Annotated in this window: 17 protein-coding genes; 10 read left to right on the top strand and 7 right to left on the bottom strand. The window is 67.6% G+C overall.

From position 1 onward, the window contains the following. Positions 1-20 precede the first annotated feature (20 nt). Entirely contained in the window at positions 21-674 is a 654-nt protein-coding gene (locus tag U5918_RS06370) for a DUF1616 domain-containing protein (RefSeq protein WP_336000309.1), read from the bottom strand. 226 nt (positions 675-900) lie between these two features. On the opposite strand from U5918_RS06370, the gene U5918_RS06365 reads away from it, so the two are divergent. Then, positions 901-1179: a hypothetical protein gene (locus U5918_RS06365; protein ID WP_336000308.1), complete on the top strand. Its 279-nt coding sequence runs from the start codon at positions 901-903 to the stop codon at positions 1177-1179. Between the two features lie 76 nt (positions 1180-1255). Here the strand turns inward: U5918_RS06365 and U5918_RS06360 are convergent, their stop codons facing one another. Then, a complete protein-coding gene (locus U5918_RS06360) occupies positions 1256-2071 on the bottom strand; it encodes a CPBP family intramembrane glutamic endopeptidase (RefSeq protein ID WP_336000307.1) in 816 nt (271 codons plus the stop codon). A gap of 113 nt (positions 2072-2184) precedes the next feature. Between U5918_RS06360 and U5918_RS06355 the strand changes: the two genes are divergently transcribed. The 3 genes from U5918_RS06355 to U5918_RS06345 are packed head-to-tail and all read left to right on the top strand — an operon-like array spanning position 2185 to position 5382. Further along, positions 2185-2931: an ABC transporter ATP-binding protein gene (locus U5918_RS06355; protein WP_336000305.1), complete on the top strand. Its 747-nt coding sequence runs from the start codon at positions 2185-2187 to the stop codon at positions 2929-2931. Then, entirely contained in the window at positions 2924-4159 is a 1236-nt protein-coding gene (locus U5918_RS06350) for an ABC transporter permease (RefSeq protein WP_336000303.1), read from the top strand. Before U5918_RS06355 ends, U5918_RS06350 begins: the two co-directional genes overlap by 8 nt. Beyond that, on the top strand, positions 4156-5382 hold the full coding sequence (locus U5918_RS06345; RefSeq protein ID WP_336000302.1) for an ABC transporter permease: 1227 nt from the start codon (positions 4156-4158) through the stop codon (positions 5380-5382). Before U5918_RS06350 ends, U5918_RS06345 begins: the two co-directional genes overlap by 4 nt. Before the next feature lies 1 nt (position 5383). On the opposite strand, the gene U5918_RS06340 is transcribed toward U5918_RS06345, so the two are convergent. Beyond that, positions 5384-6313, bottom strand: a complete 930-nt coding sequence (locus U5918_RS06340) for a hypothetical protein (RefSeq protein ID WP_336000300.1) — start codon at positions 6311-6313, stop codon at positions 5384-5386. 139 nt (positions 6314-6452) lie between these two features. On the opposite strand from U5918_RS06340, the gene U5918_RS06335 reads away from it, so the two are divergent. Continuing rightward, positions 6453-8072, top strand: a complete 1620-nt coding sequence (locus tag U5918_RS06335) for a hypothetical protein (RefSeq protein ID WP_336000298.1) — start codon at positions 6453-6455, stop codon at positions 8070-8072. 96 nt (positions 8073-8168) lie between these two features. Here U5918_RS06335 and U5918_RS06330 read toward each other — a convergent pair whose 3' ends face one another. Together U5918_RS06330 and U5918_RS06325 are read right to left on the bottom strand one after the other, a co-directional pair. Then, the gene (locus U5918_RS06330) at positions 8169-8360 is read right to left on the bottom strand and encodes a hypothetical protein (RefSeq protein WP_336000296.1); all 192 of its coding nucleotides are present in this window, start codon (positions 8358-8360) and stop codon (positions 8169-8171) included. 90 nt (positions 8361-8450) lie between these two features. Next, complete coding sequence (locus tag U5918_RS06325) at positions 8451-9722, bottom strand: glycosyltransferase family 2 protein (protein ID WP_336000294.1); 1272 nt, start codon at positions 9720-9722, stop codon at positions 8451-8453. Positions 9723-10052: 330 nt separating this feature from the next. Here U5918_RS06325 and U5918_RS06320 point away from each other — a divergent pair, with 330 nt between their 5' ends. The 4 genes from U5918_RS06320 (at position 10053) to U5918_RS06305 (ending at position 13923) form a co-directional block, all read left to right on the top strand. Further along, positions 10053-10889 (top strand): deoxyribonuclease IV, encoded by an 837-nt coding sequence (locus U5918_RS06320; RefSeq protein ID WP_336000292.1) that lies wholly within the window; start codon positions 10053-10055, stop codon positions 10887-10889. Positions 10890-10976: 87 nt separating this feature from the next. Continuing rightward, entirely contained in the window at positions 10977-11774 is a 798-nt protein-coding gene (locus U5918_RS06315; RefSeq protein WP_418771173.1) for a class I SAM-dependent methyltransferase, read from the top strand. A gap of 430 nt (positions 11775-12204) precedes the next feature. Then, positions 12205-13467, top strand: a complete 1263-nt coding sequence (locus U5918_RS06310; protein ID WP_336000290.1) for a hypothetical protein — start codon at positions 12205-12207, stop codon at positions 13465-13467. A gap of 84 nt (positions 13468-13551) precedes the next feature. After that, on the top strand, positions 13552-13923 hold the full coding sequence (locus U5918_RS06305; protein WP_336000288.1) for a hypothetical protein: 372 nt from the start codon (positions 13552-13554) through the stop codon (positions 13921-13923). 87 nt (positions 13924-14010) lie between these two features. Here U5918_RS06305 and U5918_RS06300 read toward each other — a convergent pair whose 3' ends face one another. Then, positions 14011-14502 (bottom strand): hypothetical protein, encoded by a 492-nt coding sequence (locus U5918_RS06300; RefSeq protein ID WP_336000287.1) that lies wholly within the window; start codon positions 14500-14502, stop codon positions 14011-14013. A 37-nt stretch (positions 14503-14539) separates the two neighbouring features. Next, complete coding sequence (locus U5918_RS06295; protein WP_336000286.1) at positions 14540-15193, bottom strand: DUF7095 family protein; 654 nt, start codon at positions 15191-15193, stop codon at positions 14540-14542. 90 nt (positions 15194-15283) lie between these two features. Here U5918_RS06295 and ncsA point away from each other — a divergent pair, with 90 nt between their 5' ends. Beyond that, positions 15284-16300, top strand: coding sequence for a tRNA 2-thiolation protein NcsA (ncsA, locus tag U5918_RS06290; RefSeq protein WP_336000285.1), 1017 nt, complete (start codon positions 15284-15286; stop codon positions 16298-16300). Positions 16301-16372 lie beyond the last annotated feature (72 nt).

Below are 16372 nucleotides of genomic sequence, written 5' to 3'. Positions count from 1 at the left end.
ACTGGATCGCCGACGCTCGACTATTCGGGAGACTCTGTCCCGTTGGCCGTTTCGTCTCCAGCGTCGACCGTCTCGTTCCCGACGTCGATCCACAGCCGATTGGGCGGCGTCGGTTCGCCGCCGGCCTCGTTCGTCAGGTGGAAGAGAACGCGATACCGTCCCGACTCGTCGGGCGCGGACAGGCTCACCCGGAACTCTTCGGTCGCCTCGTCGGCCACGGATACGTTCCGCTCGAAGGACTGACTCCCGTTCCAGGTCACGGCCACGCGATAGTCGACGTCTCGCTGCTCGTGATTGGTGATCCCCACGATCACGGTGCCCGTGTCGCCGGGGGCCAGCTGCGTCGGATAGCCGCTGGCGTTGCCGTCTGGGCCCAGGATATAGAACTCGGTGTAGGGGTCGGTCGTCTCCGGGGGAACCATGGCGACGTAGACGACCCCGGCCAGCGAGAGGAGGAGCGCGAGCGCGAGCACCCAGGTCAGGACGCGCTCGCCGCGGGCCAGCCACGCCGATCGCCCAGTGGGTCCCGGAGCGTCTTCCTCGGCCGCCACCGATTCCTCGGCGTCGCCGGTCGAGGCGCCGTCCGCAACCGCCTCCGAACGGTCCCCACTCGTGGCCTCGTCCCCGTCGGGACCGTCACTCTCCGGGCGGTCCGTCGGGTCGTCGTCCGTCATCGACGGACCGCCTCTGCAGGCGCTCGGAGGTCGATCTCTGGCAGTTCAGGTTGCCGACTCGAGGTCCCCCGCGTCACCGTACTATCACTGAGTTGAACTCACCTGAAAAGCGTTCCGTGTTCGATAGACCTCGGCTATCCCGACCATCGTTTCCTGGCTGTGCCGATCGAAAGTATTGCCCAGCCGGAATTAATTTATGCCGCGGTATCCAACTCTGGAATAGAGAATGGGACTGACCGCCATCGTCTCCAGTTCGGCCAGTAGCGCCTCCAGTTCAGCGGCCAGTGCCTCCGCGAGCGCGACGTCGCTGACCTCGCCGGTCGGACTGGGCGTCGGCGGCATCTTCGTCGCCGCGGCGCTCGTCCTCCTGCTGGCGTACCTGGACCTGCTGGACGCGTCGCGGTTCGAGAACCCCCGCCTCCGGCGGTCACTCGTCGCCACCGTCCTCCCGCTCGGGATGGCCTTCGGCGGCGTCGTCGTCTACGAGTCGCTACAGCTGATCTAAATCGGTCCATCCTCGGTTCAGTCCCCCGCTGTTTTCACGAAGCCGTCGCCGATCGGCTCTCTTCCGCCCGCGTTCATCACCCGCCCAGTCGCAGCACGTCCATCGGCAGGGCCCCGAACAGGAAGATGTTGAGCAGGCCGTGGGCGACCGTCACGGCGGCCAGACTGTCGGTCCAGTCGTAGAGAAGGCCAAACGCCAGCCCGATGCCGGCCGCCAGCGCGACCTCGTTGGGGTCGCTGTATCCGGAGTGCATCAGGCCGAAGACGACGCTTGCGGTGAGGATGCCGGGCCAGTAGCCCATCCGGGACTCGAGCGTGCGCTGGAGGATCCCGCGGAAGAGCAACTCCTCGACGAAGCCGACGAACCCGATCATCACGACGGCGAGGAAGGCGACGTGGAGGGGCGACCAGGCCGGGAGGAGGCCGTCGGGTTGAATGACCGCGAACTCGAGGTGGGCGAGCAGCCACGCGCCGAGGAGGATCGCGGGAAACAGCGTGACGGCAGAGCGGAGGCCGGCACGGGGATTCAGATCGTTGTCACCGCTGACGACGAGATACAGCGCGGGGACGAGCGGGCCGTAGATGAAGGGGAACCAGGAGAGCGTCAGCACGAAGAAGATCGGCATCCCGAGGTTGACCAGGCGAAAGAGCGGCACGAGTGCGAACGCACGCAACGTGGCGGTCTCGCCGTCGAGCCACAGCGGCGCGAATAGGCAGGCGAGCAACGTGAGCGCGTGGCCCCACAGCGTGACGTCGAGGTAGCCGAGATAGAGCGCCGTCTCGCTGCCGGCGATGGCGAGGAAGGGGCCGACGACGGCGAGGTCGCCGACCCGGAGACCGCGGGCTCGGAGTCGCCCGAGCGGACCCGACGCGAGGGCGTTTTCGTCTGGCATGGACTGGGGACGCTGGCTTGGTCGACAGGTCATCCCGCCGAACAATAAGGGGTATGGTTCGGGCGAACGCCCGGCGGAATATTATTCAGGCCGTGCCGCGATGATCCGTCAACGTGCGAACAGACGAACCGGACGGGACGGCTGCACCGTCCTGGGAGGGGGAGCGGTCGGCCGTCGCGCGCTGTGAGTCGGTCGTCCGGGAGTACAGTCGCGGCGGACGGCTCGGTCGCCGGAACGGGTCGAGTCCCGCGGTCCGGGCCGTCGACGGCGTCTCGATGGCGGTCACTCCGGGGGAGATCCTGGGCATCGCCGGGCCGAGCGGCAGCGGGAAGACCACCCTCTTGCACCTGCTGGCAGCGCTCGACACGCCGACGAGCGGGACCGTCTCCGTGGCCGGGACCGACACGGCGACGCTGTCCGAACGGGGTCGCGCCCGGCTGCGACTCGAACACGTCGGCGTCGTCTTCCAGCGGTTCCACCTGCTGCCCGCGCTGTCCGCGCGGGCCAACGTCGCGCTCCCGCTGGTCGAACTCGGCTGGAGCAAACGAGATCGAAGAGAACGCGCCACCGAACTCTTAGAGCGGGTCGGACTGGCCGATCGGACGGACCATCGGCCGGGCGAACTCAGCGGCGGGGAGCGCCAGCGAGTCGCCATCGCCCGCGCGCTGGCGACCGACCCCGAACTCGTCGTCGCGGACGAACCGACGGGTGAACTCGACACAGCGACGAGCGAGCGCGTCCTCGATCTGCTGGCCTCGCTGGGCGAGGACACGGGGGTCGTGATCGCCTCCCACGACGGCCAGGCGCTGGATCGGGCGGATCGGCTCCTGCGGCTCAGGGACGGACGCGTCGATGACTAGAGAGGGATCGCGGCTCCGACGGCTCCGGGGCGTCCTCGGCATCGCCGCGTACCGCGTCGTCGGCCGCCTGACCGGCGCGGCCTCGCGGCGAGTGCTGATTGCCGTCGTCGGCGTTGGCTTCGCCGTCGGGCTGATGGTCGCCGTCACCGGCGTCGCGCTCGGGCTGGCGACGCCCGCGACCGTCGAGAGCGAGGGCGTCGACTACTGGATCGTCCCTTCGGACGGCGCGGCCTCGGCGATCACCGTCGAGGTCGGCCAGCCGCAACTCGGCGACGTCCACCGCACTCGCGAGCGCCTCCTCGCGGACGATCGGATCGACGCGGTGACGCCGGTGTTGCCACGGCTCGTCTCCGTCGAGAGCGACGCGGGGAGCGAATACGCGCTCGCCGTCGGCCTGATCCCGGGCGAGCGAACGGAGACGGTCGCCGGGGTCAACACGAGCCAGCTCACGCCGGGCGATCCCCACTACGCGAACGGGAGTTACGACGGACCGCGCACCGACGAGGTGGTCCTCAGCGCCGCGGCCGCGGGACTCCTCGACGCGTCGGCGGGGGACCGGGTTCGAGTACGCGCACGCGGGGAGGCCCGGAACGTGACCGTCGTCGGCGTCGACGGGGCGACCGATCCCGGGAGCGAGCAGCTCCCGGTCGTCGCTATGCACCTGAGCGAACTCCAGTCGCTGACGGGGACGACCGGATCGGATCAGGCCAGCCAGATCCTCGTGTCGACGAGCGACCCGTCGGTGAGGTCGCAACTCGAGGGGGTCTACCCGGACACGACGGTCGTCGCGAAGGAAGGGTTCGCGTCGCGGCCGCCGACCGACGACCTCTCGCTCGCGGTCGCCGTCGCGGCCTTCGTCACGGCGCTGGTCGTCGGCGTCCTCTTCGTCGGGACGATGATGGGGCTGGAGGTGACCGCCGACCGCCGGCAACTCGCGGTCTTCTCGGTGGTCGGCTACTCGGCCCGATCGCGGTCGCTGCTGGTCGCCGGTGAAGTGCTCTGCGTCGCCGTCTGCGGTGGCCTCGTCGGGCTGGTACTCGGCCTGGGCGGGATGGCGCTCGTCGACGCCGTCGCGGCGTGGCAGTTCGGCGTCGACTCGGTGACGGCCTTCCACCCGCTCCTGCTCGGCTACGGGCTCGCCGTCGCGATCCTGATCGGGCTGCTGGCCGCGCCGTACCCGGCCTGGCTCGACCGCCGGAGTTCGGTCGGGGAGGTGCTCAGGCGGTGATCCCGCGGCTGCGGGCCGTGGTCGGGATCGCCGTCGCCCAGCTCCGACACGACCGGACGCGGACGACGCTGGCCGTCTTCGGCGTCGTCGTCGCGGTGCTCGCGACCACGCTCCTGGCCGGCGTCGGCGTCGGGGTGCTGGAGGCCGGCGAACGCCAGTTCGACCAGTCCGGCCGGGACCTCTGGGTCTCCGGCGGCCCGGGTCGGATCCAGCCGGGGACTGTCGGCGGCTTCGAGAACGGCCTGGTCGACGCCCACGCCGTGACGGCGAACGTCTCGGCGATGCCGGACGTGGCGACCGCCTCCGCACTCTCCTTCCAGGCGGTGTACGCCGGCCCGAACGAGTCGGCGCTGGAGACGGTCGTCGGCGTCGGCGGTCCGGCCTCCAGCAACGCCGTGCAACTGACCGAGGGATCGGGGTTCAATTCGTCGGACGTCCACTACGCCAACGGGAGCTACGACGGCCCCTGGACGAACGAGACGGTGCTCAGCCCGCGCGCCGCCGCGGCGCTGAACGTCTCGGTCGGCGACCGGATCCACGTCGGCGGGACCGTCGCCGAGGCCAGAGAGCGCCAGTTCACCGTCGTCGGGATCTCGCCGACCTACTCCCGATTCCTCCGGACGCCGACGATCGCGCTCCACCTGAGCGAACTGCAGGAACTGACCGGGACCGCCGACGCCGATCGAGCCTCGCTGCTCACCGTCAGGCTCACCGAGGGCGCGAGCCCCGCCGCCGTCGCGGACCGGATCGAACGCGAGTACCCGGAATACGAAGTGCGAACCAACCGCGAGCAGTTGCGCTCGATCGTCGGCGACCAGTCGCTCGTGATCGCCGGCGGGCTCAGTCTCGTCGTCCTCGCCGTGCTCGCGGGCCTGTCGCTGACGGTCAACCTCGTGCTCTCGCTGGTCTCCCAGCAGCGTGAGGAACTGGCCGCGTTGAAGGCGCTGGGCGCGTCCGCGAGCACGCTCGCGGGCGTGGCACTGGTCGAGGCACTGATCATCGGGATCATCGGGGGTTCGCTCGGCGTTGCACTGACGATTCCCGTCGCAGCAGGCCTGGAGGCCGTCGCGTCGGCGGTCGTCGGGTTCGAGGGACTCGTCCAGACGCCCCGGCTGGTCCTCGCCGGCGGATTCGCCATCGCCGTGGTCGTCAGTTTCGTCGCCGCGCTCGCGGCGGGCCTCCTCGTCGCTCGCGTCTCGCCGCTCCGGCACCTCCCGCGGTGATTCAGCGGCGACGGCGACTCGCCACCACGAGCCCGTATGCCGCGAGCAGCACCGCCAGCGCCGCAGGGGCCGTACTCTGCCCGTCCGCCCGCGTCGTCGTGAACGAGTCGTTCGGCGAGAGCACGTCCGCCGCGCCGCCGGGCGAACTGCCCGACTCGTTTCCGGACGGGTTCCGGTCGTCGGTCGCACTGCCGTTCGGGGCCGGCGTCTCGCCGATCGTGACGGTTCCCGCGTCGCTGACGCCGAGGACCTGATCGACCGCGTCCGAGCGCCGCTCGGTCGCGACGGCGAAGACGCGGTACTCCCCGGGCGATCGGCCGGCGACCGGGACCGATGCCACGTAGCGCGTCCCCTCGGTCGCCGTCGCGGTCGTTCTGATCGTCTCGCTCCCGTTCGCCAGCACGACCTCGACCGCGTCGGGTCGGTCCCGCTCGCCGCGCGGGGTGAGTTCCACCTCGATCTCGGCTCGCCGGTCGGTCACGGGTTCGTCGGGGGCGGTGACGGCGACGTCGTACCCGGTGACGACGACGGGGAACACGTCGCGGAACTCGCCCTGTTTGTAGACCGCTATCACGTACGACCCCGGCTCGAGCCCGTCGGTCTGGAACGTCGCCGCTCCGGGGCCGGTCTGCCGCGCCGTGGCCTGGATGCTCCGATCTGCGTCGTAGAGGTAGAGGTCGTACCCGGTGTCGGCTGGCGCGCTCACCGTCGCCGTCACGGACTCACCCGGCGCCCGCCTGGCGACGGCGGAGAGTTCGAAGGTGGTGCCCTCGAAGGAGATAGTCCGGGTCGGGCCGTCGACGGCGTCTGCGACCGTCACGTTGTAGTCGGCGTCGGCGGACTGCGTTCCGACAGCAGCCGCACCGGCGCCCACGCTCAGCAGACACAGCGCGACGAGGACCAGCGAGCCCGCAACCAGTCCGGTTCGCATACTCGAACTGAGGGCCCACTCGCGGAAAACTGTTTCCAGTCCATCACGTCCCCGCCGTCGCCGATCCGCCGCTCGATGGTTGCAGACAGTACTCGGCGGAAACCAAATCGATAAGAAACTGTGCGTAAAATCACGACGCATGACACTTCGGGTGGGTACGGCGTGTCTGCTGGCGGTCGGGATCGCGGCGCTCGCGTTCGCGGGCGTCCAGCCCGGGCTGGCACAGTCCGACGGCCAGGCAAACACGGCCGTCGCGATCGAGAACGAGAGCGTCCTCCAGGTCACGGACGAGGTCGACGTCTGGAAACGCGCCGCGTTGCCGCTCCGGGCGACGACCCCGGGCGCGACGCGAGTCACGAGCGTGAATTCGTTCGTCAACGTGGAGGAGTTCAGCACCGGCGACGTGCCGCTGAACAAGCGTCAGCTGAACGTCTACGACACCGGCGAGCGAATCGAGCTGTCGCTGGACCCTGATACGACCGGCGCCGGGACCGGCGACTTCGCCGGGAAGGAGGCACAGGTGCTCGTGGCCAACGTGCAGGACGCCGAAACGGCTCGGGCGGTCCTCAGCCTGGGCGGATTCGGGGGTGACGCCGCCGACCTGCTGGCCGGGACGAACGAGAACGTCACGTACGACCTGCTGGACGATAGCCAGGGCGTCGACGAACTCGACGCCGAGGGCGGCCTGGAGACGTCCTTCACGCCGAGCGAGAGCGGCGTCCACGTGTTCGCCGTCGCCGTCGTCGAGGACGGTGACGGGTTCGAGGTCGCGGACGGCGACGCGACCGTCGACGGCGAGGTGACGATCGTCGGCGTCGACTCCGCGCCGGTCCAGCGCGCGGCGGCCGACGTCTCGCCAGCGGATGCACGGATCGCACCCGGCGACGAGGCCACCTTCGACGTGGACGCGAACCTGGGCGAAGACGACGTTACGCACGCGCTCGTGCTCTACCATCGACCCACCCTCGTCGGCCAGCGGGCCACACTGAACGTCGACGAGGTCAGCGGCGACGTCCGGCCCGAGGACGTCGCCATCGAGCACTCGCTCGACCGGGTCAACGGCGTCGGCGAGATCGAGAACGACCTCTCGGTGATGGGCGTCGACGTCTCGGACCGCCGGGTCTCACCGACCGTCGAACTGCCCGGCCTGATCGACTTCGTCGCGACGAGCATCGGGACCGAGCCGCCGGGAACCGTCTCGACGGGCGACGCGACGCTCGACGCCTCGGCGGTCGCCGTCGAGAAGGACGGTTCCGAGGCGGAACTCACCGTGGAGACGTTCGTCAACTGGTCGAACGGACCCTACCAGTACGTCTACGTGGCCGAAGGCGAGGGGCCCAACGAAACGGCGACGAAGACCGGGCAAATCCGGATCAATTCCGGCGGCGGGAACCCCGGTGCCGGTGGCGGCGGTGCGGGTGACGACGCTGGGCCCAGGAATCCCGGGAACGACGAGGACGATGACGCCGACGAACCCGACGACGGAGGCGATGGTGACGGCACCGACGACGGCGTGACCACGACCGAGGACGACGCGGACGAAGGCGAGGGCCAGCCCGGTGAGGGCGACCAGGGTGACGACGACGAGGACGGTGAACCAGGCGAGGGGAGCCCGCTGGCCGATCCCGGTCAGGCAGCGGCCGACCCGGGCACCGAGGCGGCGACCGACACGACCAGCAGTGACGGCGCCGGGTTCGGACTCGCGGCAGCCGCCCTCGCGCTGACTGCGCTCGCGCTGCTGGCCGGTCGGCGACGGTAACGAGCGCTCCCCATCGCGGATTCGAACCGGGCTGCGACTGCGAGAACGAGGCGTCTTCGATTCTCTGCGTTCGCCGAAACGCTCTGCGGAGTGACCTCAACGACGCGACGAGCGCGGCCGCGAGCGGCGACCGACGACCTGGCCGCCGGCCGATCGGATCCGGCCGAGGGTCCGCTTGCCCGTCGCCGCGACGGTCAGGCCCGCCAGGGCCGCGACGTACACCGCGAGCAGGACGAGGATACGACAGACGGCGATACTGTACCCGAGGGGGCCTCGCTGTGAACTCATTACTTCCGAGTCCCAACACTCGTATATAAATCGAACTTCCCGGTTATCAGCGACTGAATTCGGAGGTCGGGACGACGGGAAGACGCGGCTTCAGGCCGCGTCGCCGGAGGTCGCCAGCATGCTGAGGAAGAAGGAACAGAAGACGGTCTGGACGCCCAGCAGCGTCACGGTCGAGGCGAGCAGGTTGACGGTCGCCGACGGGACGGCGGCGTAGCCGGTGATCGTCCAGCCGACGACGGCGTAGCTCAGGACGAGCGCGCCGGCGACGAAGAGGACGACCCCCACTGACGCCCCGTGTTCGAGCTGGAACCGGTTCCGGATCCACTGCGTGATCGGGTCGCGCGGTTCCCGGATGGGGTCGGTCGCGATGGAGCTGAACATCGCGAGGCTACCGACCTGGTAGCCGACGATGGTGATCAGGCTGCCGCCGATCATCGTCTGGAGCCCGAAGGTCACGGCGCCGAACTGCGCGCCGACGAGCGAGAGTGCCATGATGGAGACGCCCAGCAGCGCGAACAGCGCAGCCGGCAGCGAGAAGAGGTAGCCTGGGGCGTTGACGAGCATGAACTTCACGTGTCGCCAGCCGTCCCGGAAGCTGTCGAGGGTCGCCTCCCCCTCCCGTTCGTGGTAGGTGATCGGCACCTCCTCGATGTTCATGTCCTGGGCGGCGGCGTCCATCACCATCTCGCTGGCGAACTCCATGCCGCCGGTCTCGAGGGCCAGTTCGTCCAGCGCGTCGCCGTCGATGACGCGGAACCCGCTGTGGGCGTCGCTCACCCCGGCGTCGTAGAACGTGTTCAGGAAGGTGGTCAGGAGGGGGTTGCCGACGTAGCGGTGCAGGGGCGGCATCGCCCCGTCCTTGATCTCGCCTTCCAGCCGGCTCCCCATCGCGATGTCGACGTCCTCGCGGGTCGCGAGCCGGACGAGCTTCGGGAGCTCCTCGAAGTCGTAGGTCGTGTCGGCGTCGCCGATGGCGACGTACTCCCCGCGGGCGTGCTCGAAGCCGTACTTGTAGGCGTTGCCGTAGCCGCTCTCGGTCGGCTCGACGACGATGGCCCCCATCTCGCGAGCGATCTCGGGCGTGCGATCGGTCGAGCTGTCGCTGATCACGATCTCGGCGACGACGCCCAGTTCCTCGATGGCGCGTTTGGCCCGCTGGATGCACTCCTCGATGCCCTGCTCCTCGTTGAGCGTGGGCATCACGATCGTCAGGCTCGGCGTCTGGTCGCTGTCTGCACCCACCAGCAGTTCGTCGCCGCTCAGATCCGTCTCCGGCGTGCGCTCGGCGATGGGATCCGCGTCCGCCGTGGCCTCGGCGTTCACACCGGACTGGTCGTGCGGCGTATCAGACGCGTTCGACATGACCGCTGGATCACCTGCCGTCCCGTCCGGTGCGCGACCGGATCGGCGAGCTCCCACACTCGGCACACACGTACGCCCGGTCGACCGTCTCGACGACTGGCGCGTTGCAATCGATACACTTGATACTGGCTGCCCGGACCGCCTTCGGATATCTGCCCACCGTTTTCACCCTGGTAACTAACTATTCTGCGTTGATGCATTTAGTAATTTCCTCTTGGATGAAATTTAGACTATCGTCGAACGTGATGGACCGAACCCCGCTCACCGATGTGATCGCGCAGCGTCGTCTCGCATCGAAGCCACTTTGCTCCCCTGCCCCCCAGAGCCCCTATGCTCAGAGTCGGCGCACACACGTCTATCGCCGGCGGCGTCCACAACGCCGTCGACGAACAGCTGGAGTACGAGGGCAACTGCGGGCAGATCTTCTCACACTCGCCGCAGGTCTGGCAGGACCCGAATCTCGACCCCGACAACGCGGCGCAGTTCCGCGACAGCTCGGCCGAGGCCGACGTCGGTCCGTGGGTCATCCACTCCTCGTACCTGGTGAACCTCTGTACGCCCAAAGACGATCTCCGCCAGAAGTCGATCGACTCGATGCAGGCGGAACTCGACGCGGCCGACCAACTGGACATCGGGTACGTCAACGTCCACCTCGGCGCCCACACCGGTGCGGGCGTCGAGGGCGGCCTGGACAACGCCGCGAGCGCGTTGGACGAACTGGACGTCCCAGACGGTGTGACGATCCTCGTCGAGAGCGACGCGGGCAGCGGCACCAAACTCGGCGGCGAGTTCGAGCACCTCGCGGGTGTCCGCAAACGCACCGACCAGGACATCGAGTTCTGTCTGGACACAGCCCACGCCTTCGCCGCGGGCTACGACCTCTCGACGCCCGAGGCCGTCGACGACACCCTCGCGGAGTTCGACGACGTGGTCGGCCTCGAGGACCTGGCCTGCGTCCACCTCAACGACTCGAAACACGACTGCGGCACGAACAAGGACGAACATGCCCACGTGGGCGAGGGCCTGATCGGCGACGACGGCATGCGCGCGTTCGTCAACCACGACGCCATCCGCGACGTCCCGCTGGTCCTCGAGACGCCCACCGAGGACGGCCGCGGCTTCGCCTGGAACGTCGAACGCGTCAAGGAACTCCGGGAAGACGAATAATTGCCTTCGTGTGAAAATAACCAAATTCACACGAAGGAAATAATCGAACACCGGACGGTTTTTGCCTCGCTCGCGTCAATCGGGGGTGTGCGCCAGTTCAGCGCCGAGTACCTGGAGGCGACCAGAGTCGGGATGTGGGACGACTCCCGGGCCGCCCTCGACGGGCTCGCCCTCCCCTCCCGCGAGCGCGTCCTGGACGTCGGCTGCGGAACGGGCGAACTCACTCGGGTCCTCCGCGAGGAATCGCCGGGGACGGTCGTCGGCCTCGACGCCGACCGGGAACTCCTCGCGTCGGTCGACTCGCCGAGAGTGCAGGGCGACGCCGTCCGGCTGCCCTTTGCCGACGACAGTTTCGACCTGGTGGTCTGTCAGGCGCTGCTGGTCAACCTCCCCGATCCGGCCGCCGCGGTGGCGGAGTTCCGGCGCGTCTCCACGGACCTGGTCGCGGCGATCGAACCCGACAACGCCGCGGTGTCGGTGACCTCGTCGGCCGACCCCGAGGCCCGCCTCTCGCGACGCGCGCGAGAGATGTATCTCGACGGCGTCTCCACGAACGCCGCCCTCGGCGCCGACGCGGCCGACGTCTTCGAGGACGTCGGCCTGTCCGACGTCCGGACTTCCCGGTACGATCACGAGCGCCGGATCGACCCACCTTATTCCGAGCAGGCTGTCCAGGCGGCCCGCCGGAAGGCCAGCGGCGACGGCCTGGAAGTCGATCGGGAGACGATGCTCGCCGGCGACGCCACGCCCGAGGACGTCGACGACCTCCGAGCGGCCTGGCGCGAGATGGGCCGTGACGTAATCCGGCAGATGCAGACCGAGGACTACCGCCGCCGCGAAGTGGTTCCCTTCTTTGTCACGATCGGATCTGTCTCTCCGGGGTGAATTCACACCCCGGGTGATAGACATGGCCAGTCATCAGGACAGCGGCTGAAGCCAGCTGGGAGTGGGCCCCCAGGAGTGCATGCGATCGACTCTCACCCGGTATGCCTTCATGGTTGATAACTCGACTCTCGGAAAAGTCGTAATACCAGAGGGCGAAGATGTTGACTATCCATCTGTCTGCCAGATCGTCGAAGACGGCTATAATGACGCTGAGGACAGCAGAAAATCCCAGTTGCGAACTGAACGCTACACGTGCTGGACCAGTACTGCTAGGCGAGTGACCGGATACATTCCGAGGTGCGGCTTGAATGCACCACCTACTGCTCAGACCTCTCACGTCGAAATATCGGTTCTGTGAGTACGTTACGCGGGACTATCGCACCCACAAAAATCCCCAAGAATCTTTACATTATCCCGAGTAGTCCAACACGTGTATCGACGTAATTTCCTCTCTCACTTTCAGGCGGGAGCCATCGTCGGGCTCGGGAGCGCACTCGCGGGATGCTCCAGTTCGGACGACGACGGGAGCGACCGGACCGGCCCACCGGAAGATCAACGGTTCAGATACGTTTTCGAGGATACGTCCGGAACACTCGGCGCTGTCGCCGAGCATTCCCCACCACCAGCGGACGCTGCGGACTGGCAGGTAATCGAGAACACGCGCACGGAAGCTGACTGGGAAGAACTCCGATTGAACGATGTCGAATATGCCGAGGCCTACATGGCCGGTGAGACGGTACAGCCAACAGATGGAACCCCCGGCACACCAGACGAAATCATCACCCGGACCCAAGAGAGGTATGAGAGTGCCGAGACGAGCGGAGCGGTCGCGTTCACGGAGGCGTTAATCGCCGCCGAGGACGACGTTTCAGGGGCTGAGTTCCCGAGTAATATCGTGACGAATATTGCAAAATACGCCATCGAAGAACTCGACTACGATTTCCCAGCCTACAGTCTCTCTCCAATCCTCGCGGTAAACCCTGTCCCAGCCCGCTACGACGACCTCAAGCCGGAGACGATCCGGAACACGGGCGCTAGCCCGCCGGTCGCAATGGAACGGGTCGGGACTTTCGGGGAGATGCGAACGACTCTGTACCTCCTCATGTTCGAAACCGACGATGGGGTCCAACTACGATACGTCGATAGGCCGCCATTCAATCCGTGGTATCTACGCGATACGCTTCGGAGACCAGCCGAGAGCGTCTACCGGGAACCGCTGTCCACGGATTTCTACACGATGCACGGGACACAGGGCCGACCGCTGAAACAGTTTCCCGAACACTTTGTCACGGCCCTCGACTACCGAAAAGCGGCGAAGATGCGGGAACAAGAGCTACTCAAGGACGGGGAACTCCGGAAAGCCCTCGTCGGCTCCGCCTTATCGGTGGTCGAAAACGGGGAGCAGGACAAAAGCAAGCCTGCGGGAGCCCCCCTCGGGTGTAACGGCAATCGTGGCTATCAGATCGAACGGCTCACCGACGAATTTGGCACCTCGATCGACGACTTCGTCACAGATCCATCCCCCGAGCTACGGTCGCGATTCATCGAGGTCGGGCGGGCAATTTACCTGATATTCGAGACACAGTTCGGTGAAGATTACAAGGGAGACCCGGTATTCGGCTATGACCAACCACTGGAAGTCGCTGGAACGCTCGCCGCTCCCGAACTGTACCACCTCCCGAAGGAGTGTTAGAGAGCCCGCAGACGACAAAGGAGGCCAGTCTATACCCCCTCTGACGTGGAATGGAAGACATCGCGCCGTTGAAACGCCCCGTCGATGAGCGAGTCTGGCGGTCGTGCTGAATCCAGCGGCGTCCATCGACTACGGTGGGAGAGCCCGGCTCTCAGTGAGCGGCGTGAACGACTCGACCCGCCCGGATGGAAACAGGAACTCTCAGTGAAGGTCGAGACACCCACCGATTACGACGTAGTCTCTCGTCGAGCGAGTTTCGATCCCTCCGAAGATGGCGTCGTAGTCGAACACGAGAGCGGCGAGCAGATGCGTGCAACCTGCCATCTGAGGAAGATGGCGATCGCGCACCGCGGCGCAAATGTGATCTCGATGTGTCGGACCGCGACTGCGGGTGTGCTGGTGATTCCCTCCGACGTCGACTCCGTTGCGCTCGGGAGCACTGAGAACGGTGTTTAGATCCTCTGAGAGCAATATTTTGATGTTTCGATCCCACGTTTCGGCCGGGAGTACCCCACGGAGTGAGTGAGACGCGCGTTCGCTCTCTCACACCCGATCGGTCGTCACCAGAAAGTCGGCCAGGAACTTCTCGCCCCAGCCCCTGGCACCCTCCACGCACTGGTCGGCGTAGTAGGGAATCGGCTCGGGATCGTCGAGCCCGCCATCGCTCGTCGCGATCAGACGCTCGTCGAGGGGCTCGACGACAGGCTCGTCGGCCTCGAAGTAGGGCGTCACGTCGTTCGCCGGCACGTCGACCAGTTCGTAGCGAAACTCCCGCCGCTCGTACTCCTCGAACTCGCCCTCGGGAACGTCCGGGACGAGCACGGCGTTGAGCCAGCTCTCGGGATCGGGCGCAGCGTTCAGGATGGCCGTCTCGCCACCGTCGCCCTCGCGGTAGGCCGAGGCCTTGTCGAACCGGCGGCGATAGCCGTCGACTTCGACCGGGACCGCGTCGGCGACGGTGCCCTCGGAGAACGTTGCCGCCAGCGTGGGCTCGTGGAGCAGGCTGCCGTACACCAGAACGCCCCGACCGGTCATACCCGAACTCGACGGGGGACCGACATGACAGTTGCGTTCAGAGCACGTCGCCCCGAACCGTCACGCCGTCCTCTTCGGCCCGGTACTCGCGGACCGCCTCGGCCGCTTCCGCTGCCTCCTCCGGATCTAGCCCGAGCATCTCCAGCGCCCCGGAGAGCGGCGGGAAGGCGAACTCGCTCTCGCGGAGCTTCCGGAAGGCCTCGTCGCTGCGCTGACCCTCCGCCCAGAGACAGACCCCGCGTGGGTCCAGGATCCGCTCGTAGTTCTCCTGGGCCATCGCGCCCTCCAGTCGCTGTCGGACGTTGCCCTCGAAGGAAGCGTTGCAGACCTCCAGGTGGATCGGCTCGTCGTCCTCGAGGAGGTGGGCGGCCAGGCACTTCTCGGGGGCGGCGTGGCCGCTGGCGTTGGCTCGCAGGTACTCGGGGTACTCGGCCGCCCAGTCGGCGTCGACCGTCTCGCCGACGCCCTTCACGCCGTGGGACTCGCGGAACTCCGATTCGCGATCCGAATCTCGACCGAACAGCATGTCCTTGGTGACGTAGACGTCCAGCCGCTCGACCGGATCCAGGCCGAGGGCGACGTCGCCGTAGACCCACACTTCCGTGACCGGGACGGGCATCGGCGCTGTCGCGACGGTCTCGACGAGATCCGCGACGCGGTCGACGGCCGCGTCGCGCTCGAACTCGCTCATTGCTCGCCGGTTGGTCGGCGACGGCCTAAACGGTTCGCTCCCGGGTCCGGAACGTAACGGTCAACCTGCCGGGGCGAGAAGGGGTCGCCAATGGACTGCGACAAGTGCGGCGACGAGGCGGTCATGCACGCCGCCTACTCGGGGCTCCACATGTGCGCCGAGCACTTCTGCCGCTCCGTCGAGACCCGGGTCCGCCGACGGGTCCGCGAGGACAACCTCCTCCCCGACGACGCCACCCCCGACGACCCCGAGACCTGGCTGATCGGCCTCTCGGGGGGCAAGGACAGCGTCGTCCTCACGGAGATTCTCCACGACACCTTCGCGCAGGACCCGCGAGTCGAACTCGTCGCGCTCACCATCCACGAGGGCATCGAGGGCTACCGCGACGAGTCGCTCTCGGCCTGTCTCGACCTCACCGACGACCTCGACATCCGCCACGAACTGGTCACCTACGAGGAGGAGTTCGACCTCCGGATGGACGACGTGGCCAGCGACGACCCGCTGGACATGGCCCCCTGCGCCTACTGCGGGGTCTTCCGCCGGGACCTCCTCTCGGAGTACGCGGCGGAGTACGAGGCCGACAAACTCCTGACCGGCCACAACCTCGACGACGAGGCCCAGACCGCGCTGATGAACTTCTTCGAGGGGGACGTCGAGCAGATGGCCAAGCACTTCGACGCGAGTCTGGGCGCCTTCCCGAGCGCCGATGATTCCGAGAACGCCGCCGACCGCGACGGCACACCGACCCGCGTCAGCACTGACGGCCCGTTCGTCCCGCGCGCCAAGCCCCTCCGGGACGTCCCCGAGAAGGAGGTCGCTCTCTACGCCCAACTGAAGGAGCTACCCGCTCACATCACGGAGTGTCCCCACTCCAGCGAGGCCTACCGCGGCGAGATCCAGCAGCTCCTCTTCGAGATGGAAGAGGGCCACCCCGGCGTCCGCCACTCGATCATGGCCGGCTACGAGGACATCGCCGCGATGGCCGCCCGGGCCTACCGGAACGGCGGCGGCCCGGAGTACGGCGAGTGCGAGCGCTGCGGCGCCACCACGACCGGCGAGGTCTGTCGGAAGTGCTCGCTGGTCGAGGCGGTCCACGCCGCGGACTGATCGGCGGGCCGCTACCGTCGAGTGAAATAATCCTCCGAGCGATCGTTGGAGAGCCGCGGCTCGCGGGGATGA

This window comes from Halorientalis sp. LT38, assembly GCF_037031225.1.
Taxonomy (GTDB): domain Archaea; phylum Halobacteriota; class Halobacteria; order Halobacteriales; family Haloarculaceae; genus Halorientalis; species Halorientalis halophila.
The sequence above is the reverse complement of the archived record's forward strand: the minus strand, read 5'-3'. Positions and strand labels throughout refer to the sequence as shown.